Raw genomic sequence first — 23959 nt, forward strand, 5'->3', positions numbered from 1 at the left:
GGGGAACTTCGCACGTCAGAGGTGGGGACCATTGGCGGTGCGGGGCTCCGGCAGGGGGCTGTGGACCTTGACCTGCCGCGAACCGGCGCCGGGGCGTCGTGCCCCGCGTCAGACCCGTACGGAACCCATCGGGTCGTCCAGCACGGCGCGCGTCACCGAGTGTGCCGCCCCGAGCAGGGGGCCCTCCGAGCCCAGGTGTGAGATCAGGACTCCGTCGGCCGGGGTGGTCGCGCGGCGTGTCAACTCCCGTTCCAGGGAGGGCAGAATCCAGGGCGCCAGACGGGAGAGCGCGCCGCCGAGGACCACCGCGCGGGGATCGAGGAGGTTCACCGCGCCGGTCAGTGCGATGCCGAGGGCCGAACCGGCGCCGCGCAGGGCGCGACGGGTGGCCGCGTCGCCCGCATCCGCCCGTTCGGCCAGCAGCGCGGTCCGGTTCGCGCCCGGGGCGAGGCCCGCCGCCCGCAGCACCGCCTCCTCGCCCGCGTACTGTTCGAGGCAGCCGCGCGAGCCGCACGGGCACGCGGGCCCCTCCGGGCGCACCGGTACGTGTCCCAGCTCGCCCGCGAACCCCCGTGCCCCGCGCAGCAGTTCACCCTCCACGACCAGAGCGGCGCCGATGCCGATCTCCGCCGAGACGTGCAGGAAGTCGGCGGGGCGGTCGGCGGTGAGCCAGAGCTCGGCGAGGGCGCCGAAGTTGGCCTCGTTGTCGACGGTCAGCGGCACCTCGTCGCCCCAGGGCAGGTGTGCGGGGAGCAGGGCGCCGAGGTCCGTGTCGTGCCAGTCCAGGTTCGGGGCGCGGACGACCGTGTGCGAGCCGCGCGCGACGAGGCCCGGCACGGCCACGGCGAGACCGGCGGGCCGCAGTCCCTCGGCGGCGGCCTCCTCGCTGACCTGGCCGATCAGCGCGGCGAGATCGCGCAGCACCGGTTCCGCGGCGCGTCCCCGGTTGCTCACCCGGCGCTCGGCGCGCGCCCGCACCGCGCCGCGCAGGTCGACCGCGCACACGGCGAGATGGTCGACGCCCACCTCGGCGCCGAAGCCGGCCGGGCCCTGGCCGCTGACCATCAGTGCGGAACCGGGCCGGCCCACCCCGCCGGGGCGCTGCGGCCCCAGCTCCTCCAGGAGTCCGGCCCGGATCAGCTCGTCGACGAGCGTGGACACGGCGGCCCGGGTCAGCCCGATGTGCTGGGCGACCGCCGCGCGGGACAAGGGGCCTGCGGCGGCTACGGCGTGGAGTACGCGGGAGAGGTTGCGCCGGCGCATGCCCTGTTGGGTGTCGGGGGTTCCGGGGCGGGGCCGGTGCAGTGGTGCGGTCATGTGTTCATGGTCCCAGTTGCTCCGGGCTTGGTCGGCGCGGGATCGCCTTCTCGTCTGCGGGGTTCTGTCTCGTGGCGGCTTCAGCGCCGTCGTGGCTGGTCGCGCAGTTCCCCGCGCCCCTGAAATGCAGACCCTTCGGGTCGCATTTCCCCGATGCGGCAGCCGCGATGGGCATCAAGCTCCCTCCAGTAGCCGCCCCGCCCCCTCGCGCACCCTCGAGATCCGCTCCAACGCTTCCTCGTCCGGCGCCACCGGCTCCAGCACCGGACCCTCGGCCGTTCCCCAGCGGCGGGACACCGCCCCCGGGTCCTCGCCCGTGACCAGGGCCGCCGCTTGTGCCGCCGCGCCCAGCGCCACCAGTTCCCGGGCCCGGGGCACCCGTACCGCGCGCCCCGAGAGGCGGAGGATCGTCTGTTGCCAGGCGGTGCCGCGTGCGCCGCCGCCGATGAGGAGGAGGGGTGCCGTGGGGTCGGCGTCGGCGTCCAGGACGTGGTCGAGCGCGCCGAGCAGCGCGTGCACGGCCCCGTCGTAGGCGGCCTGCAACACCTGCCCGCCCGTCGTGTCGTGGCGCAGCCCCGTGAGCAGCCCCGACGCGTTCGGCAGGTCGGGTGTGCGCTCGCCGTCCAGGTAGGGCAGGAGCGTCGCGGTGCCGCTGGGCTCGACCGCCTCCCGGTCCAGGCCCAGCAGCGCGGCGATCCGGTCCACGGCGAGCGTGCAGTTCAGGGTGCAGGCCAGCGGCAGCCAGTCGCCGCGCGCGTCCGCGAACCCGGCGACCACACCGCTCGGATCCGCGGGCCGGTGCCGCGACACCGCGTACACCGTCCCGGACGTGCCGAGGCTGAGCACGGGTGTGCCGGGCAGCAGGCCGAGCCCCAGCGCGGCCGCCGCGTTGTCCCCGGTCCCGGCGGCCACCGACACGCCCTTGGCCAGGGGGAGGTCAGGGTCGTTCCCGAGCACGGCACCCGCCGCCTCGCCGGGCGCCACTACCCGGGGCAGCAGCGCGGGATCCAGCCCGACCCGGTCCAGCACGTCCTCGTCGTACGCCTCCGTGCGCGACGCCCACCAGCCCGTACCGGACGCGTCACCGCGATCCGTCGTTCCCGGGCCACCCGTGATGCGTCCGGTCAGATAGTCGTGGGGGAGGCGCACCGCGGCCGTGGCCCGTACGGCGTCCGGCTCGTGCTCGGCCAGCCACGCCCACTTCGCCACGGTGAAGGAGGCCCCCGGCACGCTCCCGAACCGCTGCGCCCACTCCTTCGGGCCGCCCAGCTCCGCGACCAGCCGCCGCGCCTGCGGCGCCGAGCGCACGTCGTTCCACAGCAGGGCCGGCCGCACCGGCCGCCCCCGCGCGTCCAGCGTCACCAGGCCGTGCTGCTGCCCGCCCACCGACACCGCCGCCGCCCGCCGCGCCGCGTCCCCGCACTGGGCGAGCGCCGTCCGCAGGGCCCCGTACCACTCCTCGGGATCGCTCTCGCGCCCCGCGCCCGTGGTGACCGTGTGCGGCGCCTGGCCGCTCGCCACCACCGCCCCCGTGGCGACATCGACCACCAGGGCCTTCGTGGACTGCGTCGAACTGTCGACCCCGACGACGAGGGGGCCCTCGGCAGCTGGCATACGGCTCTCCTGACTCGGTCGTTCCCGGGGCGGCTCTTCCCAGGGACGTGCCCGCATACTAATTTGTAAAGTGCGATGACGAAATAGGCGGACGGCGGTCGGTGGCAGCACGGACCCGCCGCCCGCCCGAAGATGAGGGAGCCGCACGATGACGTACCAGCCCACCCCCGAGGACAAGTTCAGCTTCGGCCTGTGGACCGTCGGCTGGCAGGGCCGCGACCCGTTCGGCGACGCGACGCGCCCGGCGCTCGACCCCGTCGACTCCGTGCGCAGGCTCGCCGAGCTCGGCGCGTACGGCGTGACCTTCCACGACGACGACCTCATCCCGTTCGGCGCCTCCGAGGCCGAGCGCGAGTCCCACGTCAAGCGGTTCCGCCAGGCCCTGGACGCCACCGGCCTCGTCGTCCCGATGGCGACCACGAACCTGTTCACGCACCCCGTCTTCAAGGACGGCGGCTTCACGGCCAACGACCGTGACGTGCGCCGGTACGCCCTGCGCAAGGTCATCCGCAACATCGACCTCGCCGTCGAACTGGGCGCGCACACCTATGTCGCGTGGGGCGGCCGCGAAGGCGCCGAGTCCGGCGGCGCGAAGGACGTCCGCGACGCGCTCGACCGGATGAAGGAGGCCTTCGACCTGCTCGGCCAGTACGTCACCGAGCAGGGCTACGACCTGCGCTTCGCCATCGAGCCCAAGCCCAACGAGCCGCGCGGCGACATCCTCCTGCCCACCGTCGGCCACGCCCTCGCCTTCATCGAGCGCCTGGAGCGCCCCGAGCTGTACGGCGTCAACCCCGAGGTCGGCCACGAGCAGATGGCCGGGCTCAACTTCCCGCACGGCATCGCCCAGGCCCTGTGGGCCGGCAAGCTCTTCCACATCGACCTCAACGGCCAGTCCGGCATCAAGTACGACCAGGACCTGCGCTTCGGCGCCGGTGACCTGCGCTCCGCGTTCTGGCTCGTCGACCTGCTGGAGACCGCGGGCTACGAGGGCCCGCGCCACTTCGACTTCAAGCCGCCGCGCACCGAGGACCTCGACGGAGTGTGGGCCTCGGCCGCCGGCTGCATGCGGAACTACCTGATCCTCAAGGAGCGCGCGGCGGCCTTCCGCGCCGACCCCGAGGTCCAGGAAGCGCTGCGCGCGTCGCGCCTCGACGAGCTCGCCCGGCCGACCGCCGAGGACGGACTCGCCGAACTGCTCGCCGACCAGGGTGCGTTCGAGGAGTTCGACGTGACCGCGGCGGCTGAGCGCGGCATGGCCTTCGAGCGGCTCGACCAGCTCGCGATGGACCACCTGCTCGGCGTGCGCGCCTGACGCCCGCTTGAGAAGAAGGGGTCGCGCGCCGGCCCCTTCGCCGGACACCCTGGGGGCATGGCCACACCTCCGATGCCACCGCAGCCGCCCCCGCCGCCGAGCGACGCGCCCCCGCCCGGCGGCGGAGGCTTCGGCGCGCCGCCCGACGCGCCACCGCCCCGCCGCGACTCCGGAGGCCGCCGCTTCCTGGTCCTGGCCGTCGTCGCCGCGCTCTTGGTGATCGGCGCCGCCGTGGCCTTCGCGATGACCCGTGACGACGGCGGCGACGGCGGTGACGGCAAGCCGGACCCGGCAGGCAGCGCGTCCGTCACGCCGTCGCCCTCGCGCAGCCTCCCGAGCGAACTCCCCAGCCTGCCCAGCGAGTTGCCGAGCTCGCTCCCGAGTTCCCTCCCGAGCGAGCTGCCCAGCGGCCTCCCCAGCGACCTGCCCTCGAAGCTCCCGAGCGGCCTGCCCAGTGAACTCCCCAGCGGCCTGCTCCCCAGCGACGTGGAGAGCCTCCTGCCCTGACGTCCGACACGGCCGTTCGACACGGCCGTACGGAACTGCCGTACGGAACGGCCCTACGGAACGGCCCGCGGCCCCCGCTCCCACAGGGACGGAGGCCGCGGGCACCCGGCGTCACGCCAAGGAGTCGCTCAGAGCGCGCCCTTGGGCAGCCGCACGTACGTGACCCGCGTCTCGATGCCGCTGTCGACGAGCCGCCCGTGCGCGTCGAACGCCTCCGCCCCGTCCGTCATCCCGAAGTCGTTGTCGTTGATGAGGGCGAGCGTGCCGCGCCCGGCGAGCGCCACGCCCTCGATCTTGTCCGGCACCCCGTCGACCGCGTTCAGGTCCACGACCAGCCGCTTGCGCAGCACCGGCACGCCCGACGCCGCCGGGTCGTCGAGCTGCTCCAGCGACGGCGACGTACGGTCGTCGTCCCAGCGGTCGCCCAGGATGTTCGCGCCGCGCGTGAGCCGCACCTCCTGGAGCCGGGCCGCCTTGTCGGTGCGCTCCTCGACGAGCAGCCGGTCGCCGCCGAGCGCCACGACCGAGGAGATCTTCAGTTCCGAGGTGTCGTCCTCGCCCGGGTCGACGACGTCCACCGCGTCGAAGCGGTACGCGTACTCGGCCGTCACCGCGGCCTTCTTCGGGGAGAAGCGCAGCAGCCGCGTGGTGCGCGAGGCCTCGCCGGCGTCCTGGTCCGGCAGGGACAGCGGGCTCTGCACGGCCAGGACCAGATCGCCGTCCGGGAGCTGGGCGAGGCCCTCGAAACCGCGGTTGACCTTGCGGTGCAGCAGGATCGACGGCAGCGACTCGACGACCGGGTAGTCGGCGCCCTTCAGCGCGAGGCCCTTCGGCACGTGGCGGGCGAGCACACGGCCGTGCGCGGAGACGTGCACGAGGGAGGGGCCGTACTCGTCGACCAGCCAGAAACTGCCGTCGGCGGCCCGTACGATCCCCTCCGTGTCGAGCCCGTTCGGGTCGAAGGCGAGCGGCGTCCGGGCGTCGTACGTGTACGGCTTCTCGTCGCGGCTCTCCTGGTTCGGCAGCCCCGTGACCGCCTTGCCGGAAGCGGTCGTCAACGGGATCGCGTCGATCACCTCGACCGCGTCGCCCGTCACCTTGATCTTCACGATCGCCGGGTCGAACCCCGGCACCGGGAACGTGCGGCGCTTCTTGCCGTCGACCTTGATCTGACCGTTCGGGCCGCGGTCGGTCACCGTCCAGTACTCGCCCTTGCGGCCCGCCGGGTAGAGGTCCGAGCCGATGCCGCCCAGGTCGACGCCGCGGTCGTCGGCGACGGTGCCCGGCAGGAGGTGGTTGCTGAACTCGCCGAGCGGCAGGTCGGGAAGCGTCGCGCCGCCCGTGACCTCGGCTGCGGCCGGCCCGGCCGGGGCACCCGACGCGGTGCCGGCCACGACGACGGCGGCCAGCGCGGCGAGCGGCACCCCGACGGCGAGGGTGCGGCGGACGCGGCGCTTGCCGGGGACGAGCGGGGACATGGGACCTCCTGGACGCGGTGCTTCGCTCGGACTGGGCACACGGTCGGCCCCGGGCGCGAACTGCCGGTGGCCGGAGGGTGAATGCGGGCGAACGAGCGGACGGCGCGCTGCCCGTCGGCGGGGGCGCAGCCGCCCGGTCGGAGACGGCACGTCGTGATCGTTGCGAGCGGACCCGATCGATACGATGCACCACGGTCCGACACGGTCCGAGGGACGGACGGGAGCGGGGGAGGGGCCGACATCATGCGGCTGCACGTCGACCGGCGCCACGCGCGGGTGCTCGAACTGCTCCGCGAGCGCGGCACGATCCGCGTCGCGGACCTGGCCCGCGAACTCGGCGTCTCCCCGGTGACACTGCGCCGCGACGTCGAGGCGCTGGCCGTCCAGGGGCGCCTCCTTCGGCTGCACGGGGCCGTCGTCTGGCCCGGCGACTCCGCCGCGGGCCCGCCCCGACGGGGCGCGCTCGCCACCGACGCGGCCCCGGCCCCGTCCGGCCTCGTCGTCGGCATGCTCGTGCCCACCACCGAGTACTACTACGCGGATGTGGTGCGCGGCGCCCGTGAGGCGGTCGAGGCGGCCGGCGCCCGGCTCGTCGTCGCCCTGTCCCGCTATCTGCCCGGCGAGGACTCCGCGCAGGTCGAGCGGCTGCTCGCGGGCGGCGTCGACGGGCTGCTCCTGACACCGAGTTGGGAGACCGGGGTGCCCGGGCCGGGTGAGGGGTTGCGCATCGCCGGGCGGGAGGTGCCGACCGTGCTCGTGGAGCGCTCGGCCCCGCACGGCCATCCCGCGGCCGCGCTCGACCGCGTCCGCTCGGACCACGCCCACGGCGCGGCGGTCGCCGTCCGTCACCTCGCCGCGCTCGGACACCGGCGGGTCGCGCTCGCCGCGCAGGACTCGCCGACCAGCGCGCAGTTGCGGCGCGGTCACGAGGCGGCCGTCGAGGCGCTCGGCCTCGACACGGCGCCCGAACCGGCCCGGACCCCCGCCGGTACGACCGAGTCCGACCGCTTCGAGCGCGCGTTCGCCTTTCTGCGCGAGGCGGTGGAGGAGCACGGTGTGACGGCCGCCGTGCTGCACAGCGACGCCGACGCGATCGTGCTCGTCCCGCGCCTGCGCGCCCATGGCATCCGCGTCCCCGAGGACCTGGCCGTCATCACGTACGACGACGAGGTGGCGGAACTGGCCGATCTCCCCCTCACGGCGGTGGCTCCCGCGAAGCGCACGGTGGGGTACGAGGCGGCGACCCTGCTGCTCACCCGCCTCACCGGCGCCCGGGACGCACCGGCCCGGCACCTGGACATCCTCCCGGAACTCCGCATCCGGCAGTCCTGCGGAGCCCCGGCGCGAGCGGCCCTCACATGAAGACCCGGCAAGCCGCGCTGACGGATGCCGCCTCGCCCGCGTGGCGGACCAGGGCCGACGCCGCCCGCGCCCTGGCACCCTGGGCCCACGTCCCCGAGGGGGTCGATCTCGACTCCGGTCTAATGCGCCTGGCCACCGGTGGCGCGAGCCGCCCGGTGGCCTCGCCGGCCTCGGACCGCCCGGCTACGACAGCCGTACCGTCACCTTCTGTGTGACCCCGCCCACCCCCGTCAGGTCCCCGAACGTCAGCTTCAGCTCGCGCCCCGTGGACACCCCGGTCACCGACCCCGGCTTGGACAGCACCGAGCGCACGGGCCGACGCCAGACGAGCGTCGCGCCCGGCACCTCGCGGTTCGGGTTGCTGACGGACACCGTCGCGGTGCCGTCGCGGCGTTCGTGGATCTGCACGACCAGCGGCGCGTCCACGCTCACCTTGCCGATCGTGCCCGGCGCCCAGAACACCGCACCGGTGAAGCCCAGGGAAGGGACCCGGACGCCTTGTGCGGCACCGGAGTTGGCGGTCAGCTCCAGCCACGCCGCGTCCGCCGCCCGCTCCGCCGTACGCTGCTCGCTCGCCCCCGGCATCAGGACGTACGCGTACGCCGCGTCCGACGGATCCGTGCCGTGATCGGCGACGAGCGTGACGTAGCGCCGCGTCACCGGGTCCGTCGAGCCGCCGCCGTTGATCGCCTTCCAGGTCCCCGTGCGCTCCTCCCGCAGGGCCTCGATCGCCGCCCCGCCGGGGAAGACGTAACCACCGTGACCGGCGACATGCGCCCAACGGGCCTTCGGGAAACTCCGGTTCCACGGCAGGGCGGTAGGCTGGGCCGTGCCGTCCACCGTGAGGCGCGCCGTCCCCGCCGCCCCGAGGTTGCGCGTGTCGACGACCGACTCGACGCCCGCCCCGTCCGCCGCCGTGATGCCCGCCCCGAGGCAGACCACCGCGTCGTCCACGAAGAACCAGGCCTTGCGGCCCCGCAGCGTGGAGGACAGACCCCGCACGTCCTGCGCCGCGATCCCGTACGTCCCGTCCGTCGCACCGCCGACCCACGTCGTGTCGGGACGCGCCGCGCCCCACGCCCCGCCCGCCGCGTCCGCGAGGGGCTTGCGCGAGACGGTCGTGCCCGGCAGCCGGTACGGATCGACCGTCGGCCAGAAGCCGTCGCTGTACTGCCCGCCGCCCGTGCTGTCCCCGGCGGCCCACCAGTAGAGCATTCCCGAACCGGTGTGCCAGCCGCGGACGTTCTCGCCGTTGCCGTTCTCGTAGAACGTGATCGCCTTCGACGCCATCGACACGGACGCCGTGAAAGCGGCGGAGCGGTGTGCCGCGCGTGCCATCGCCGGGAACACCTGGTGCCCGGCCGGCTCGGGCGCCGCCTTGACCGCCCCGTCGGCGAGCAGCGCGGTGACCCGCGACAGCGCGGCGACCCCGAGCGTGCCGCCCGTCGTCACGTCCTTGTAGCGGTCGCGCGTGAACCAGCCCTTCGCCAGCCCCTGCCAACGCGCGTTCTCCTCCGCGCTCGCCCCCTGCCCGAGCAGCAGGATCGACGCGATGATCGCGTGACCGCGCGTGTGGTCGTCCTGCTGGACCTTCAGCGGGTCGCCCGCGACGAGCCCGCGGCTGATCGCCCGCCCCGACACGTTGTCGACGACGAGCCCGTCGTGCAGGAACGGCGCGTACGCGCCCTCGACCGAGTCCAGGAAGATCTGCCGTCCGCTGTCCGTGATCGCCCACGTCGACCCGCCGAGCAGCGCGAACAGCTTGCTCAGGCCGTCGATGAGGACCGCCCCGTACGACCCGGTGTACGGCACGTACGTGTGCTGGATCAGCGAGCCGTCGGCGTACAGGCCGTCGCCCGAGGTGACGTACGGGAAGACCGGCGAGACGGCGTCGCGCGCGAGGGCGAGCTTCGCGGCGGTGCCGCCGAGGACGCCGCGCAGGGCGAGGACACGGCACAGGTCGATGCGGTTGGCGCCGGTGCTCGTGCCCGTGTACTTCGCGACGAGCGAGTCCGGCACGAAGTGGTCGACCGCCTCGACCGCGGCCGTGATCTGCTCCGCGCTCAGGTGCTCGTACATGAGGACCGCGATGTCGAGCAGCCGCTGCGGGGCGCCGATCTGGAAGTTGTACCAGTTGCCGTACTGGGCCTGGGACTTGTTGTAGACCTGTGTGCTCAGGTGGTCGATCGCGGTGAGCACGTCCGCCTTGAGCCCGGCGTCGCCGGTCAGGCCGGTGCCGGGCTGGCAGAAGGCCTCCGCCATCACGCGGACGCGCTCGTAACTCGTCTGGATCTTCTCGGAGTAGCCGTACGACTCGGAGTCCGTGTCGGGCTCGGGGTCGCCGAACACGGCGTCCGGCCACAGCGAACCGGACGCCGGGGCCATCGCCGCCTGCCAGGCCCGCGCCTGGGTGCCCAGCGCGGCCAGCTTCGAGCGGAACGGCTCGGCGGTCGGGCTGAAGCCCTCGCCGAGGTACAGCGAGCGCCACTTGGCGCGCAGCGCGGCGAACTCGTCCACGGCGGCCTCCGATGCTTCTGAGGTGACGGTGGAGGCCGCCGACGCCTGCTGCGGTATCCCGGCGGCGAGCGCGACGCCGGCGACGGCGGTCGTGGCCAGGAAACCGCGGCGGGACCACGGCGCGCGAGGCGAGGGCACCTCGGAGGACAGTGCGGAGGACGTGTGCTCGGGCGTCATGAAGGGCTCCGGGAGGCTGGAGGGTCCGCTGGGAGTAAGCGGTTTCTAGCACCCGGTGATTCAAACGCTCAAGAGAATCAGCCGAATTGATCGTTTCGATCGGTTGGGGCGCCGAGCGGTCAGGCGCCGATCCACACCGTCGTGATGTCGCAGAACTCCTTGATCCCGTGTCCCGAGAGCTCCCGCCCGTACCCGGACCGCTTGTTCCCGCCGAACGGCAGCGCGGGATGCGAGGCGGTCATCCCGTTCACGAAGACACCGCCCGCCTGACTGTCCCGGGCGAACCGCTCGATCTCCTCCGCGTCACCGGTCCACAGGTTCGAACTCAGCCCGAACGGCGTGTCGTTGGCCAGCTCGATCGCCGCGTCCAGATCCGTGACCCGGTACAGCGTGGCCACGGGCCCGAAGGTCTCCTCGCGGTGGATCCGCATCTCCGGCGTGATGTCGGCCAGCACCGTCGGCTCGTAGAACCAGCCGTGCCGGTCGAAGTCCTTCGGCCGCTGCCCGCCGCACAGGACCGTCGCCCCGCTCTCCACCGCCTCGTCGACCAGCTCCTCCAGGTCCTTGCGGCCCTGCTCACTGGCCAGCGGGCCGATGTCGGTCTCCTCGTCGAGCGGATCGCCGACCTTGAGCGCCCGCATCCCCTCCACGAACGCCTCCCTGAACTGCTCGAACACGTCCTCGTGCACGATGAACCGCTTCGCGGCGATGCACGACTGCCCGTTGTTCTGCGTCCGCGCCGTCACCGCGGTCTTCGCGGCCTTCGCGACGTCCGCCGACGGCATGACCACGTACGGGTCGCTGCCGCCCAGCTCCAGGACCGTCTTCTTCACCTCGTCGCCCGCGATCGACGCCACGGAACGGCCCGCGGGCTCGCTCCCGGTCAGCGTCGCCGCCACCACCCGCTCGTCCCGCAGCACGCCCTCGACCGCGCCCGACCCGATCAGCAGCGTCTGGAAACAGCCCTCGGGGAAGCCCGCGCGCAGGAACAGGTCCTCCAGGTACAGCGCGGTCTGCGGCACGTTCGAGGCGTGCTTGAGCAGCCCCACGTTCCCCGCCATCAGCGCAGGCGCCGCGAACCGCACCACCTGCCACAGCGGGAAGTTCCACGGCATGACCGCGAGCACCGGGCCCAGCGGCCGGTAGCGCACCTCGGCGCGGGCCGCGCCGGAGTCCTTCACGTCGGACTCGGCCGGATGCTCCGGCGCGAGCAGCTCCTGCGCGTGGTCCGCGTACCAGCGCATGGTGCGCGCGCACTTGGCCGCCTCCGCACGGGCCGCCTTGATCGGCTTGCCCATCTCGGTCGTCATGATCCGGGCGATCTCCGGCGTGTCCGCGTCCAGCAGATCGGCGGCGTGCCGCAGCATCCTGGCCCGCTCCTCGAACGCCGTCGCGCGGTACGCGGCGAAGGTGCGGGCGGCCAGGGCCAGTTTCTCCTCCAGGGCCTCGGGGGAGAGGGCCTCGTACGTTTCGAGCGTCTCGCCGTTCGCGGGGTTGACCGTCGCGATGGGCATGGGGCGACCTCCTGAGCGCGGTTCCTTCGACCTTCCCGCGCCGTGCGGGGCGGCGCAACGCGAGCACGCCGCCCGCGCCCCGGCTCAGAGCCGCTCGGCGAGCCGGTCCAGGAACACCGTCTGCGCCGTGACCATCACCGCCCGCGCCGCGTCCAGGCCGAACCACGCCACCCGGTCCAGCTCGGGGAACTCGGCGCTGCGGCCCGAGCGCGGCGGCCACTCCATCGTGAACGTGCCGGGCACCACGTCCGCCGGGTCCAGCTCGCCCTCCAGCGCCCACACCGTGACGTGCTTGCCGCCCGACTGCACGACTTCGCCGAGCGCCAGCGCGGGCCCGTCCGGCGCCGGCAGCCCCAGCTCCTCGCGGAACTCGCGGCGGGCCGCGTCCCACGCTGTCTCGTCCTCCGCGTACTCGCCCTTCGGCACGGTCCACGCGCCCGCGTCCTTGCGCGCCCAGAACGGGCCGCCCATGTGCCCGAGCAGCACCTCGGGCCCGGCGTCGGTGCGGCGGAACAGCAGCAGGCCCGCGCTGCGCCGCGGTCCCTTCCCAGCCTTGTCGGTCATGGGGGTCATGGGAGACATGGGGGTCATGCCCTCAGGCTCACATGTGGACGGCTTCGCCGGTCAGCGAGCGGGGCGGACCCGGCCGGTACAGCACCAGCGTCACCGCGAACCCGACCGCGAAGAAGAGCGCCGACCACCAGTACGCCGTCGAGTAGCTCTCCAGCGCGGCCTGTGTCCTGACCTGCGGAGTCGGCTGCTTGCCGACCATGTAGTTCGTGGCGGCGCTCGTCGCCAGCGAGTTGAGCAGCGCCGTGCCGATCGAACCGCCCACCTGCTGGCTCGTGTTCACCATCGCGGAGGCCACCCCCGCGTCGTGCGCGGCCACACCCGCCGTCGCCAGGTTCATCGCGGTGGCGAAGACCAGGCCGAGGCCGATGCCGGCGAGCAGCAACGGGGGCATGACATGGGCCGCGTACGAGCTGTGCGTGTCCAGGGCGGTCAGCCAGGCCATGCCTGCGGCGGCGAGCGCCATGCCCAGCGGGACCAGGGGTTTCGGACCGAGCCGGGGGAGCAGCGAGTTGGTCGCCACGACCGACGAGAAGATCATGCACGCCACCATCGGCAGGAACGCCACACCCGTGAGCACCGGCGAATAGGCCAGGACCTGCTGGAGGTAGTACGTCAGGAAGAGGAACACGCCGAACAGGCCGGCGCCGGAGATGAACATCGCGAGGTACGAGGCCCCCCGGTCCCGGTCCGTGACCACCCGCACCGGCAGCAGCGGATGCGCCGCCCGCGTCTCCCACCAGGCGAACACGACCAGCAGCACCGCGCCGACCACCAGGAAGCCCCAGGTCTGCGCGTCGCCCCAGGCGTGCGACTCGGCGTTCGAGAAGCCGTACACGATGCAGAACAGGCCGACGGACACCAGGATCGTGCCCGGCACGTCCAGCTTGGGCCGGTCGGCCGGCCGCCCGCCGTGCAGCAGCCGCGCGCCGCCGAGGATCGCGACGACCGCGAACAGCAGGTTCACGTACAGGCACCAGCGCCAGTCCAGGTACTCGGTGAGCACGCCGCCGAGCAGCAGTCCGACCGCGCCGCCCGCGCCCGCGATGGCGCCGTAGATGCCGAAGGCCTTCGCCCGCTCGCGCGGGTCCGTGAACGTCGTCGTGAGCAGGGACAGCGCGGCCGGTGCGAGCAGCGCGCCGAACATGCCCTGCAGCGCCCGCGCCGCGACGAGCATCCCGAACGTGGTGGCGGCGCCGCCGAACGCGGAGGCCGCGGCGAAGCCCACCAGGCCCGCGAGGAACACCGCCTTGCGGCCCACCAGGTCGGCGATCCGCCCGCCGAGCAGCAGCAGACTGCCGAACGCGAGCGCGTACGCGGTGACGACCCACTGCCGGTTGCCGTCGGTGAACCCCAGATCCCGCTGGGCCGACGGCAGTGCGATGTTCACGATCGTCGCGTCGAGCACGACCATGAGCTGGGCGATGCCGATGACGGCGAGGATCAGCCAGCGGTGCTCGTGCCGGCCGCCGCCGGGGTACGCGGTGCTCGGGCCCGGTGGGGCGGAGGCGGGTACGGATCCGGCGGTTGCTGCGGAATCGGGCGAGCGATCCATGGAGGCCTCCAGACACCCAGGTGCACCCCCCGATCAACATCGCCCACCACGCTATGCGCCCGAACGGGGGACGGCGACCGGGGAGAGAACGCGTGCGTTCTCCTCGCGGTCGCCGTCCGGGCGAGCGGTGCGGGACCTGGCCGGTCCCGGGGTTCAGGCGCGGGGCGCCCCGTCCGAGGCGTCCACCGCGGCCGGCTCTTCCGCCGCCGGTTCCTTCGAGGGGCGCGGCTCTGGCACGGCGGGGGCCGTCACGGGCGCGGTAGGCGCGGCACGCGGCTTGAACAGGCGCTGCGCGAGCGGCTCCGTGAACCGCGCCGTCAGCGGACCCACGATCACCAGGATCAGCACGTACGCGGTTGCCAGCGGGCCGAGCCGCGGCTCGATCCCCGACGTGACGGCGAGACCCGCGATGACGATCGAGAACTCGCCGCGCGCCACGAGCGCGCCGCCCGCCCGCCAGCGGCCCTTGACGGAGATCCCCGCCCGGCGCGCCGCCCAGTACCCGGTGGCGATCTTCGTGCAGGCCGTGACGACGGCCAGGAGCAGCGCGGGCAGCAGCACCGGCGGGATGCTCGCCGGGTCCGTGTGCAGCCCGAAGAAGACGAAGAACACCGCGGCGAACAGGTCCCGCAGCGGGGAGAGCAGCGTGTGCGTGCCCTCGGCCACCTCGCCGGACAGCGCGATGCCCACGAGGAACGCGCCGACCGCGGCCGACACTTGGAGCTGCTGGGCGATCCCCGCGACCAGGATCGTCAGACCGAGGACCACCAGGAGCAGCTTCTCCGGGTCGTCGCTGGAGACGAAGCGCGAGATGTGCCGCCCGTAGCGGACGGCGACGAACAGGACGAGCCCGGCCGCGCCCAGCGCGATCGCGAGCGTCAGCCCGCCCGCGGCCCAGCCGACCCCGGCGAGGAGCGCCGTGATGATCGGCAGGTACACCGCCATGGCGAGGTCCTCGAGGACGAGGATGCTGAGGATCACCGGCGTCTCGCGGTTGCCGACGCGGCCCAGGTCGTTGAGCACCTTGGCGATGACGCCCGAGGACGAGATCCAGGTGACGCCCGCGAGCACCACGGCGGCGACCGGGCCCCAGCCCATGAGCAGCGCCGCGGCGGCGCCCGGCAGCGCGTTGAACGTCATGTCGACGAGGCCGGCCGGGTACTGGGTCTTGAGGTTCGTGACGAGGTCGCTCGCCGTGTACTCCAGTCCCAGCATCAGCAGCAGCAGGATCACGCCTATCTCGGCGCCGATCGCGACGAACTCCTCGCTCGCGCCGAGCGGCAGCAGCCCGCCCTCGCCGAACGCGAGACCGGCCAGCAGATACAGCGGGATGGGCGAGAAGCGCAGCCGCCCGGCGATCCGGCCGAGCAGGCCGAGCGCCAGGATGATCGCCCCGAACTCGATCAGGAAGACAGCGGAATGCATCCGATCACTCCCGACCCAGGATCGTGGCCGCCGCCTCGACGCCCTCGCGGGTGCCGATGACGATCACGGTGTCGCCGCCCGCGAGCCGGAAGTCCGGCGCCGGGGACGGGATCGCGTCCGCACGGCGCAGCACGGCCACGATGGACGCTCCGGTCTCGGTGCGCATCTGTGTCTCGCCGAGCAGCCGCCCGTTCCAGTACGAGGTCGCCGCCACCTCGATGCGTTCGGCGACCAGGCCCAGGTCCGTGGTGTGCAGCAGGTTCGGGCTGTGGTGCGAGGGCATCAACGCGTCGATGAGCGCCTCGGCCTCACCCGACGTCAGCTTCAGCGACAGGGAGCAGGCGTCCGGGTCGTCGGCCTGGTACGCGCTCAGGGTGCGGCCACCGTCCCGGTGGGCGACGACCGACAGCAGCCGCTGCTCGCGCGTGGTCAGGTCGTAGCGGATGCCGATCCCTGGCAATGGTGTTCTGCTCAGGCGTGAAGCGGGCACGTCTCCCCCTGCGAATGGATGTCGGATGCACCTTGTTCGGCGCTCGGGACACCTTATACGTGCCATGTTTTGGCAAAGAAACGGTCAGGTGCCCGAGGGGCGGTCCCGCTGGGCGAGGACGGTCTCCACGGTATCCGCCTGCTCGGGCGCCTTGTCCTCCCGGTACCGCACCACCCGCGCGAAACGCAGCGTGACGCCCTCCGGATAGCGCGAGGAGCGCTGCAGACCGTCGTAAGCGATCTCGACGACCAGCTCCGGACGCACCGTCACCACATGCCCGTCGTCGGACACCGCGAGCTCCCGCAGCCGCTCGGTCTGCCAGTCGAGCAGTGCGTCCGTCAGCCCCTTGAACGTCTTGCCGAGCATCGCGTACGAGCCGTCGGCGCGCCGCGCCCCCAGATGCAGGTTCGACAGCCGGCCGGTCCGCCGCCCGTGCCCCCACTCCGCCGCGAGCACCACCAGGTCGAGCGTGTGCACCGGCTTCACCTTCAGCCAGGACGCACCCCGGCGCCCCGCGCTGTACGTCGCCTCCAAGCCCTTCAGGACGACGCCCTCGTGACCGCGCTCCAGCGTCGCCGCGAAGAACGCGTCGGCGGCGGACCGCTGGGCGGGGTCCGACTCGTCGTCCACCACCATGCGGCGCACCCGCATCGGTTCCGGGACCAGACCGGCCAGCCGCTCGTGCCGGCGCGCGAACGGGAGATCCAGCAGATCCTCCCCGTCCACGGACAGGACGTCGAAGAAGACGGGGGAGACCGGCACGGCCTCGGCGGCCCGCGCCACGTCGACCCGGGAGCCGACCCGGCCCGCGATCTCCTGGAACGGGCGCGGACGCCCCTGCGCGTCGAACGCGATGACCTCCCCGTCCAGCACGAACGACGTCCCGTACAACGCGCGTGCCGCCGCGCTCACTTCGGGCAGGCGGTCCGTGATGTCGTCCAGGGTGCGCGTGTAGATCCCCACCTCGTCCCCGGACCGGTGGACCTGCACGCGGATGCCGTCGAGCTTCTCCTCCACTGCGCACGCCCCGAGCTTGTCGAGGCCCTCCCCGACCGAACCTGCGCTGTGCGCCAGCATCGGCAGCACGGGCCGGCCGACCGTCAGCCGGAAGTCCTCCAGGGCGGCCGGCCCCCGCGCCAGCAGCGCCTGCGCCACCGGCTGCACCCCGCCCGCCAGCATCACCGCCCGGCGCACCTCGGCGGGTGCCGCGTCCGTGGCCTTCGCCAGCCCGTCGATCGCCACCGCGTCCAGCGCGCCCTGACGCACCTCGCCCGTCACGAGCCCGAACAGGAACCGCTGCTCCGGCTCCGTCGCCGCGCCCAGCAGCTCCCCGACCAGGCGTGTCCGCTCCGCCTGCGAACCGGCGCCCGAGACATCGCCGATGACGGTGAGCGCGGCGTCCACGTCCTGGACCGTGAGCCGGGGCTCGGCCGCGGGCTCCACCCGCCGGCTCAGCACCCGCCAGCCGATCCCCAGGCGCCCCTGGGGCAGCCGCCCGGCCAGGTACGGGATGACGATCGCCACGTCGTCCGGATGCGTGTCCCGGAACAGCTCCGCGAGCAGCTCGATCTTCCGGGACCGCGCCGAGGTGGCGGCGACCTCCTGGGACACCTGGGCGAGCCGGGCCAGCAACATGCGGTCCATGGTCCTACGCGAGCGGGGGCCGCCGCATGTCAGAACGGCGCGGGAGCCGGCCGGGAGGACCCGAGAACGTCACAGGAACAGGAACGACACCACGAACCCGACCGGCACGAGCGCACAGGCGAGCCCGGCGGCCAGCAACAGCCACGCGAGCACCTTGAACAGGGCCGTCCGTTGCGCACGGCACGCCGCGAAACCCGTGAAGCAGAGCACCGCCAGACAGGGCAGGACGACGAAGACGAATCCCAGCGCCGCCATGTCCCCCGCCCGTAGATGAAAGAGCCGCCCACCCGGCTCGCCCCCGTGTTCGACAGGAACGTACTGCAACGCCGGAGGCTCTTCCGCACCGGCCCCGCACCGTTGTCTGCGAACCTGTGCAGGTGCCTACGGACCTGCCCATGTGGACCAGAGCACCAGAGATCGACGAGCCCCTCGTACGGGCCCCTGCTCCACGAGCAGCACGCGGACCTCGCCGACCTGCCCCTGCGCCACGCGGCCACCGGCCCACGCCCCTGAAGCATGCGCGGCGCGCAACTTCCCCGGGGAAGGCGGAGCCTTCCAGGGGCGCGGGGAACTGCGCGACCAGCCACGACGCGGCCCGCACTCGGCGACGAGACCGCAGAGGGCAGACGAACTGCCGATAGGGGGCAACGAGGGCATCCGGGACCTCCGCTGCGCGCGCTGTGGGCAGACGCCGCCCCCGCTGTGGAGCGGCCCGCGCCTATGGCTGCACAGCGACCTGCACCCGGCCAATGTCGTCGTCGACGGCAACGGGCGTCTGTCCGGCGTCATCGACTTCGGGGACCTGTGCGCCGCCTGGATGCTGCTGCCCGAGGGCGAGGCGAGGCCGTTCCTCGCCGCGTACGGGGCGGACCCGGCGACGGTGCGCCGCGCGCGGGGCTGGGCCGTGCTGCGGGCGCTCGGCCTCGTGCTCATCGGCCGGGCCGGTGACCGGGGCCTGCCCGGCGGACAGCCCACGTGGGGTCCGGCCGGGCGCGCGGCGCTGCGCAAGGTCGTGCGCGACGCGGCGCCCGAGGCAGGCTGAGGGTCACGGTCCCGGCCGGGCGCCTGAGGCGGGCTGAGGGGCACGGCCCGGGCCCGGCGCCTGAGGAGGGCTGAGGCTCACGGCTCCGGCCCGGCGCCTGAGGCGGGCTGAGGGTCACGGCCCCGGCCGGTGCAGGCGGCCCCGGGCCACGAGCTCCACCGTCGCCGCCACCGCGATCGCCTGCACCGCCATCAGCGCCACCAGGACGAACAGTTGCACCGCGCCCGCCGCCACCGGGGACGCGCCGCCCAGGAGCATGCCGACGAACGCGCCGGGGAGCGTGACCAGGCCGACCGTGCGGGTCTGGTCCAGGCCCGGGAGCAGAGCCTCCGACGCGGCGGGGCGGGCGATCTCCAGGCGGGCCTCGCGCGGGAGCAGCCCGAGCGAGAGACAGGCCTCCACCTCCCCCTTGCGCAGCGTCAGCTCGTCCAGAGCCCGCCGCCCCGCGAGGACCGTCGCCGTCATCGCCCCGCCGATCAGGATGCCGGTCACCGGGATGAGCGCGATCTCGCGCGTCGGCAGCAGCCCCGACAGGACCAGCGCCCCCACGATCGGCGCCACCGGCAGCGCGATCGGCACCGCAGCCCAGGCCCACGTCCACCCGCGCGCCCGCGTCACGCGCCGCCCGGCCGTCACCGCGGCCACGGCTCCCATCACCAGCAGGAAGCCGAGCAGTGCCGCCCCGTGCCGCACCACCCAGCCGATCACCAGCGCCACGACGGCGAGCTGCACCGTGGCCCGCACCCCCGCGAACACGATGTCCCGCGCCCGCCGCCACGAGCCGTCCGGCGCGAGCCGGAACACCGCCGCGACCGTGGCCGCGAGGACCAGCAGCACGATCAGCGCCGCCGCGAGCGACCCGTCGACCGGCAGCAGAGTGGACGCCGCAAAGGTTGTCTCCCGCACATGCGCAGCCTAGAACGCCCCGACCTGCGCACCCCTGCTGCGCCGCACCCCCGCCGTGAGCGACGATGGGCGGGCAACAAGCGTGAACGAACGCGTAGAGAAAGAGGGCTGACCGTCATGGCACAGCAGGTTCAGGGCGTGATCGCACGGGCCAAGGGCGCACCGGTGACCATCGAGACGATCGTCGTGCCGGACCCCGGGCCGGGCGAGGCCGTCGTGAAGGTCCAGGCGTGCGGGGTCTGCCACACCGATCTGCACTACCGGGAGGGCGGGATCAACGACGAGTTCCCGTTCCTGCTCGGCCACGAGGCCGCCGGCGTCGTCGAGTCGGTCGGCGAGGGCGTCACCGAGGTCGCCCCCGGCGACTACGTGATCCTCAACTGGCGCGCCGTGTGCGGCCAGTGCCGCGCCTGTCTGCGCGGGCGCCCCCAGTACTGCTTCAACACCCACAACGCCAAGCAGAAGATGACGCTGACGGACGGCACGGAGCTGTCCCCGGCGCTCGGCATCGGCGCCTTCGCCGAGAAGACCCTCGTCGCCGCCGGCCAGTGCACCAAGGTCGACCCCGCCGCCTCGCCCGCCGCCGCGGGCCTGCTCGGCTGCGGCGTCATGGCGGGCCTCGGCGCCGCCATCAACACCGGCGAGGTCGGCCGCGGCGACTCCGTGGCCGTCATCGGCTGCGGCGGCGTGGGCAACGCGGCGGTCGTCGGCGCCCGCCTCGCCGGCGCCGCGAAGATCATCGCCGTGGACATCGACGACAAGAAGCTGGAGACCGCCCGCTCGCTGGGCGCCACCCACACCGTCAACTCCCGTTCCACCGACGCGGTCGAGGCCGTGCGCGAGCTGACCGGCGGTTTCGGCGCCGACGTCGTCATCGACGCGGTCGGCCGCCCGGAGACGTACGAGCAGGCCTTCTACGCCCGCGACCTCGCCGGCACCGTCGTCCTCGTCGGCGTGCCCACCCCGGAGATGCGGCTCGACCTGCCGCTGCTCGACGTCTTCGGCCGTGGCGGCGCCCTCAAGTCCTCCTGGTACGGCGACTGTCTGCCCTCGCGCGACTTCCCGATGCTCATCGACCTGTACCTCCAGGGCCGCCTCGACCTCGACGCGTTCGTGACGGAGACCATCGAGCTCGCCGACGTCGAGAAGGCCTTCGAGCGGATGCACCAGGGCGACGTGCTGCGTTCCGTGGTGGTCTTCTGATGGCCGCCACCGAAGCCGGCGCCGCGCGCGTCGAACACCTCGTCACGTCCGGCACGTTCTCGCTCGACGGCGGCACCTGGGACGTCGACAACAACGTGTGGCTCGTCGGCGACGACCGTGAAGTCGTCGTCATCGACGCCGCCCACGACGCCGACGCCATCGCCGAGGCCGTCGGTGAGCGCCGGCTCGTCGCCATCGTGTGCACCCACGCGCACGACGACCACATCGACGCCGCCCCCGCGCTCGCCGAGCGCACCGGAGCGCCGATCCTGCTGCACCCGGCCGACACCGAACTGTGGAAGCGGACCCACCCGGACCGTGCGCCCGACGGTGAACTCGCCGACGGGCAGCGCCTGTCCGTGGCCGGGGTCGAGCTGACCGTGCTGCACACGCCCGGCCACTGCCACGGCGCCGTCAGCCTGCACGCCCCGGCCCTCGGCACCGTCTTCACCGGCGACACCCTGTTCCAGGGCGGCCCGGGCGCCACCGGCCGTACCTTCAGCGACTTCCCGACGATCATCGAGTCGATCCGCGGGAAGCTCCTGACGCTGCAGGCCGACACCGTGGTGCGCACCGGCCACGGCGACACGACGACGATCGGCGCCGAGGCGCCGCAGCTGGAGGAGTGGATCGCGCGGGGCCACTGAGCCTCACGCCCCACCTGGACGCGGCGTCGGCCCCGATGGCCGTCGTCGCGTCCCGCGCGTTCAGCAGGGGCCGAGAACCGCCCGCACCGTCTTGCCGCCGTACGGATGCCGCTCCACGCTCCAGCGGTCGGCCAGCGCGTGCACCAGGGCGATCCCACGCCCCGACTCGGCGCTCGTGGACGACGGCTGCAACCGGGGGAGACCCGGGGCGTCGTCGTGCACGGCCACCGTCAGCTCGCCCGCGTCGAGGCGCAGGCTCATCCGCACGCTGCGGCCCCGTGAGGCGCGGGTCGCGTTCGTGACCAGTTCGGAGACCACCAGCTCGGCGTCGCCCGTCGCGCACTCCAGCTGCCCGGCGAGGAACGATCGGGTCATGCGACGGGCCCATCGCGCTGCTCCCGAGCCCTGCGGCATCAGGAACTCCACGCGCGCGGTACGCCGGTCGGCGCCCATGGACGCACGCATGACGATCACTCCCTCTCGTTCGCGTCAGGGGCGGAGCCCTCTCGTAACGAGCCACATTCCCCGGGAACCTGATCGCCAAGCAGATCGCGGGCGGGAGACGTGCGCGCCCGCCCGGGCTCAGGCCGGGTCGGAGGCCGCCGCCGGGTCGGCGGGATGGGCCAGCGTGTCGAGGAAGCGGTCCAGTGCCGGTGACGAGGCGCCGCCTGCGCAACGCGCCCGCTCCAGATGCGGTATCGACAGCTTGCCCAGGTGCGGGGCCTGGACCTCCAGAGCCTCCGTCAGATGCAGGCGCTCCAGAGCCCGCTCGGCGGCCGACCGGGCCACGTACTCGCTCACGGTCACTCCCAGATGGTCCGCGTGCCTGCGGACCGCCTCGTACTCGTCGGCCGTGAAGAGCTCTCGGAGCAGCGCAGTACCGTCCATGGCGGGCATGATGCCGCTCGCGACGCCGGGCGCGTGGGCGGATGGCATATTCACCCCCCCGTTCGCGTGGAGTTGGGGTGAGCGGGTGGCGCTCAGAAGCGGTCGGGGTCCGCGGCCGCCCAGTCCCCGGCCCAGCCCGCGCGGGGATCCCCGGTCAGCTCGCCCGGTTCCAGCCACGCGTAGAGATGCGCGTAGGAGGCCAGTTCGTGCGGTGCGATCCGGCGGACCAGCTGGTCGGGGCCCAGATCGCGCGGGTCGCGGACCCCCATCGCCGCCATGATCTGGGCCGCGCTGCGCACGGTCGCCCGCTGGTAGTGGTAGACGCGGGCGGCCTTGTCCCCGATGTCCAGGGCGCGCACCCGGCGCGGATCCTGGGTGGTGACCCCGACCGGGCAGGTGTTGGTGTGGCAGCGCTGGGCCTGGATGCAGCCGACCGCGAACATCATCGCGCGGGCCGCGTTCGTGAAGTCCGCACCCTGGACGAGTCGTTTGACGATGTCGGCGCCCGTCGCGACCTTGCCGCTCGCGCCGATCCGGATCCGGTCCCGCAGCCCGGCCCCGACCAGAGCGTTGTGCACGGTGATCAGGCCTTCGGTGAGCGGTGTGCCGAGATGGTCGGCGAACTCCAGCGGGGCCGCGCCGGTGCCGCCCTCGGAGCCGTCCACGATCACGAAGTCCGGGCTCACCCCCTCGGCCAGCATCGCCTTGCAGACCGCGAGGAACTGGACGCGGGAACCGACGCACAGCTTGAACCCGACCGGCTTGCCGCCCGCCAGCTGCCGCAGCTCGGCGAGGAACAGCACCATCTCGCGGGGCGTCGCGAACTCCCGGTGGTAGGGCGGCGAGATGACCGTCTCGCCCACCGGCACGTCCCGCACCCGGGCGATCTCGGCGTCGACCTTGCCGCCCGGGAGCACCCCGCCGATCCCGGGCTTCGCCCCCTGCGACAGCTTCAGAGACACGCACTTGACCTGGGGGTTCGCCGCCTTCTCGGCGAACTCGGCGCGGTCCATGCCTCCGTCCTTCGTGCGGCAGCCGAAATACCCGGTGCCGATCTCCCAGACCAGGTCGCCGCCCGGTGCCAGGTGATGGTCCGACAGGCCGCCCTCCCCGGTGTCGTGCGCGAAGCCGCCGCGCGCCGCGCCCGCGTTGAGCGCCCGGATCGCGTGGGAGGACAGCGCGCCGAAACTCATCCCGGAGACGTTCAGCAGGGACATGTCGTACGGGCGTGAGCAGTCGGGCCCGCCGAGCCGCACGGTCGGCGCGGCCTCGGGCGCGTCCACCGGCCGCATGGACGGGACCAGGAACTCGTGACCGGAGGCGTACACGTCCTGCTCGGTGCCGAAGGGCTCCGCCGCCTCGGTGTCCTTGGCCCGCTCGTAGACGATGCTGCGCACGTCGCGGTCGTAGGGCCGGCCGTCGTAGTTGCGCTCGATGAAGTACTGCTGCATCTCGGGCCGCAGCGACTCCATCAGGAAGCGCAGATGGCCGACGAGCGGGTAGTTGCGCAGCACCGAGTGGCGGGTCTGCGCCAGATCGGCGACGCCGAGCGCGGTCAGGGCGAGCAGCGGACCGGCGGCGCACCACCACCACGGCGACACCAGGAGCGACAGGACCGTGGTCGCGGCCGCTGCGGCGGTGACGAGGACGAACACGAGGAATCGGCGCATCCGTCGAGTCAAGCGCACGGCGACGCGCCCGGGCGGGGACGACACAGGGCCGTGGGGTGGACCGGAGGACCGGTCCCCGGGGTGGACCCTCCCCGAGGTCTCCGATAAGTTAGGCAAG

General features: G+C 73.5%; 21 protein-coding genes. 6 read left to right on the forward strand and 15 right to left on the reverse strand.

Annotation, left to right across the window (positions count from 1 at the left end; all coding sequences use genetic code 11):
• Nucleotides 1-108: 108 nt before the first annotated feature.
• Both ACZ4E1_RS13225 and xylB read right to left on the reverse strand, forming a co-directional pair.
• A complete protein-coding gene (locus ACZ4E1_RS13225) occupies nucleotides 109-1317 on the reverse strand; it encodes an ROK family protein (protein ID WP_467538773.1) in 1209 nt (402 codons plus the stop codon).
• Between the two features lie 174 nt (nucleotides 1318-1491).
• Nucleotides 1492-2931, reverse strand: coding sequence for a xylulokinase (gene xylB, locus ACZ4E1_RS13230; protein ID WP_467538774.1), 1440 nt, complete (start codon nucleotides 2929-2931; stop codon nucleotides 1492-1494).
• Between the two features lie 148 nt (nucleotides 2932-3079).
• Between xylB and xylA the strand changes: the two genes are divergently transcribed.
• Together xylA and ACZ4E1_RS13240 are read left to right on the forward strand one after the other, a co-directional pair.
• Complete coding sequence (gene xylA, locus ACZ4E1_RS13235; protein WP_467538776.1) at nucleotides 3080-4246, forward strand: xylose isomerase; 1167 nt, start codon at nucleotides 3080-3082, stop codon at nucleotides 4244-4246.
• Between the two features lie 57 nt (nucleotides 4247-4303).
• On the forward strand, nucleotides 4304-4753 hold the full coding sequence (locus ACZ4E1_RS13240; RefSeq protein WP_467538778.1) for a hypothetical protein: 450 nt from the start codon (nucleotides 4304-4306) through the stop codon (nucleotides 4751-4753).
• A gap of 128 nt (nucleotides 4754-4881) precedes the next feature.
• On the opposite strand, the gene ACZ4E1_RS13245 is transcribed toward ACZ4E1_RS13240, so the two are convergent.
• Nucleotides 4882-6231, reverse strand: a complete 1350-nt coding sequence (locus tag ACZ4E1_RS13245; protein ID WP_467538780.1) for an esterase-like activity of phytase family protein — start codon at nucleotides 6229-6231, stop codon at nucleotides 4882-4884.
• A 243-nt stretch (nucleotides 6232-6474) separates the two neighbouring features.
• On the opposite strand from ACZ4E1_RS13245, the gene ACZ4E1_RS13250 reads away from it, so the two are divergent.
• Nucleotides 6475-7593: a substrate-binding domain-containing protein gene (locus ACZ4E1_RS13250; protein WP_467538783.1), complete on the forward strand. Its 1119-nt coding sequence runs from the start codon at nucleotides 6475-6477 to the stop codon at nucleotides 7591-7593.
• Nucleotides 7594-7776: 183 nt separating this feature from the next.
• Here ACZ4E1_RS13250 and ACZ4E1_RS13255 read toward each other — a convergent pair whose 3' ends face one another.
• The 8 genes from ACZ4E1_RS13255 to ACZ4E1_RS13290 form a co-directional block, all read right to left on the reverse strand.
• Complete coding sequence (locus ACZ4E1_RS13255; RefSeq protein WP_467538785.1) at nucleotides 7777-10287, reverse strand: polysaccharide lyase 8 family protein; 2511 nt, start codon at nucleotides 10285-10287, stop codon at nucleotides 7777-7779.
• A gap of 119 nt (nucleotides 10288-10406) precedes the next feature.
• Nucleotides 10407-11801, reverse strand: coding sequence for an NADP-dependent succinic semialdehyde dehydrogenase (locus tag ACZ4E1_RS13260; RefSeq protein ID WP_467538787.1), 1395 nt, complete (start codon nucleotides 11799-11801; stop codon nucleotides 10407-10409).
• An 84-nt stretch (nucleotides 11802-11885) separates the two neighbouring features.
• Nucleotides 11886-12374: an NUDIX hydrolase gene (locus ACZ4E1_RS13265; protein ID WP_467539589.1), complete on the reverse strand. Its 489-nt coding sequence runs from the start codon at nucleotides 12372-12374 to the stop codon at nucleotides 11886-11888.
• Nucleotides 12375-12402: 28 nt separating this feature from the next.
• The gene (locus tag ACZ4E1_RS13270) at nucleotides 12403-13926 is read right to left on the reverse strand and encodes an MFS transporter (RefSeq protein ID WP_467538789.1); all 1524 of its coding nucleotides are present in this window, start codon (nucleotides 13924-13926) and stop codon (nucleotides 12403-12405) included.
• A gap of 153 nt (nucleotides 13927-14079) precedes the next feature.
• Nucleotides 14080-15351 carry a cation:proton antiporter gene (locus ACZ4E1_RS13275; protein ID WP_467538791.1) on the reverse strand — a complete coding sequence of 424 codons (1272 nt, stop codon included), beginning with the start codon at nucleotides 15349-15351 and terminating at the stop codon, nucleotides 14080-14082.
• 4 nt (nucleotides 15352-15355) lie between these two features.
• A complete protein-coding gene (locus ACZ4E1_RS13280) occupies nucleotides 15356-15841 on the reverse strand; it encodes a cation:proton antiporter regulatory subunit (protein WP_188335287.1) in 486 nt (161 codons plus the stop codon).
• An 84-nt stretch (nucleotides 15842-15925) separates the two neighbouring features.
• Nucleotides 15926-17476: an ATP-dependent DNA ligase gene (locus ACZ4E1_RS13285; protein ID WP_467539590.1), complete on the reverse strand. Its 1551-nt coding sequence runs from the start codon at nucleotides 17474-17476 to the stop codon at nucleotides 15926-15928.
• Between the two features lie 78 nt (nucleotides 17477-17554).
• A complete protein-coding gene (locus ACZ4E1_RS13290; RefSeq protein ID WP_467538793.1) occupies nucleotides 17555-17740 on the reverse strand; it encodes a hypothetical protein in 186 nt (61 codons plus the stop codon).
• Between the two features lie 142 nt (nucleotides 17741-17882).
• Here ACZ4E1_RS13290 and ACZ4E1_RS13295 point away from each other — a divergent pair, with 142 nt between their 5' ends.
• Nucleotides 17883-18527 (forward strand): phosphotransferase, encoded by a 645-nt coding sequence (locus ACZ4E1_RS13295; protein ID WP_467538795.1) that lies wholly within the window; start codon nucleotides 17883-17885, stop codon nucleotides 18525-18527.
• Between the two features lie 114 nt (nucleotides 18528-18641).
• Here the strand turns inward: ACZ4E1_RS13295 and ACZ4E1_RS13300 are convergent, their stop codons facing one another.
• Nucleotides 18642-19433 carry an ABC transporter permease gene (locus tag ACZ4E1_RS13300; protein WP_467538797.1) on the reverse strand — a complete coding sequence of 264 codons (792 nt, stop codon included), beginning with the start codon at nucleotides 19431-19433 and terminating at the stop codon, nucleotides 18642-18644.
• A 117-nt stretch (nucleotides 19434-19550) separates the two neighbouring features.
• Here ACZ4E1_RS13300 and ACZ4E1_RS13305 point away from each other — a divergent pair, with 117 nt between their 5' ends.
• Nucleotides 19551-20636: an S-(hydroxymethyl)mycothiol dehydrogenase gene (locus ACZ4E1_RS13305; protein ID WP_467538801.1), complete on the forward strand. Its 1086-nt coding sequence runs from the start codon at nucleotides 19551-19553 to the stop codon at nucleotides 20634-20636.
• Nucleotides 20636-21283: an MBL fold metallo-hydrolase gene (locus tag ACZ4E1_RS13310; protein WP_467538804.1), complete on the forward strand. Its 648-nt coding sequence runs from the start codon at nucleotides 20636-20638 to the stop codon at nucleotides 21281-21283. The genes ACZ4E1_RS13305 and ACZ4E1_RS13310 overlap by 1 nt, the downstream gene beginning before the upstream one ends.
• 60 nt (nucleotides 21284-21343) lie before the next feature.
• On the opposite strand, the gene ACZ4E1_RS13315 is transcribed toward ACZ4E1_RS13310, so the two are convergent.
• The 3 genes from ACZ4E1_RS13315 to ACZ4E1_RS13325 all read right to left on the reverse strand — a co-directional run bounded on the left by ACZ4E1_RS13315 (nucleotide 21344) and on the right by ACZ4E1_RS13325 (nucleotide 23841).
• Nucleotides 21344-21748: an ATP-binding protein gene (locus tag ACZ4E1_RS13315; RefSeq protein ID WP_467538805.1), complete on the reverse strand. Its 405-nt coding sequence runs from the start codon at nucleotides 21746-21748 to the stop codon at nucleotides 21344-21346.
• Nucleotides 21749-21865: 117 nt separating this feature from the next.
• Nucleotides 21866-22171, reverse strand: coding sequence for a hypothetical protein (locus tag ACZ4E1_RS13320; RefSeq protein WP_399123769.1), 306 nt, complete (start codon nucleotides 22169-22171; stop codon nucleotides 21866-21868).
• A gap of 92 nt (nucleotides 22172-22263) precedes the next feature.
• Nucleotides 22264-23841 (reverse strand): FMN-binding glutamate synthase family protein, encoded by a 1578-nt coding sequence (locus tag ACZ4E1_RS13325; protein WP_467538808.1) that lies wholly within the window; start codon nucleotides 23839-23841, stop codon nucleotides 22264-22266.
• Nucleotides 23842-23959 lie beyond the last annotated feature (118 nt).

It is taken from the genome of Streptomyces sp. NPDC025806 (genome assembly GCF_055558275.1).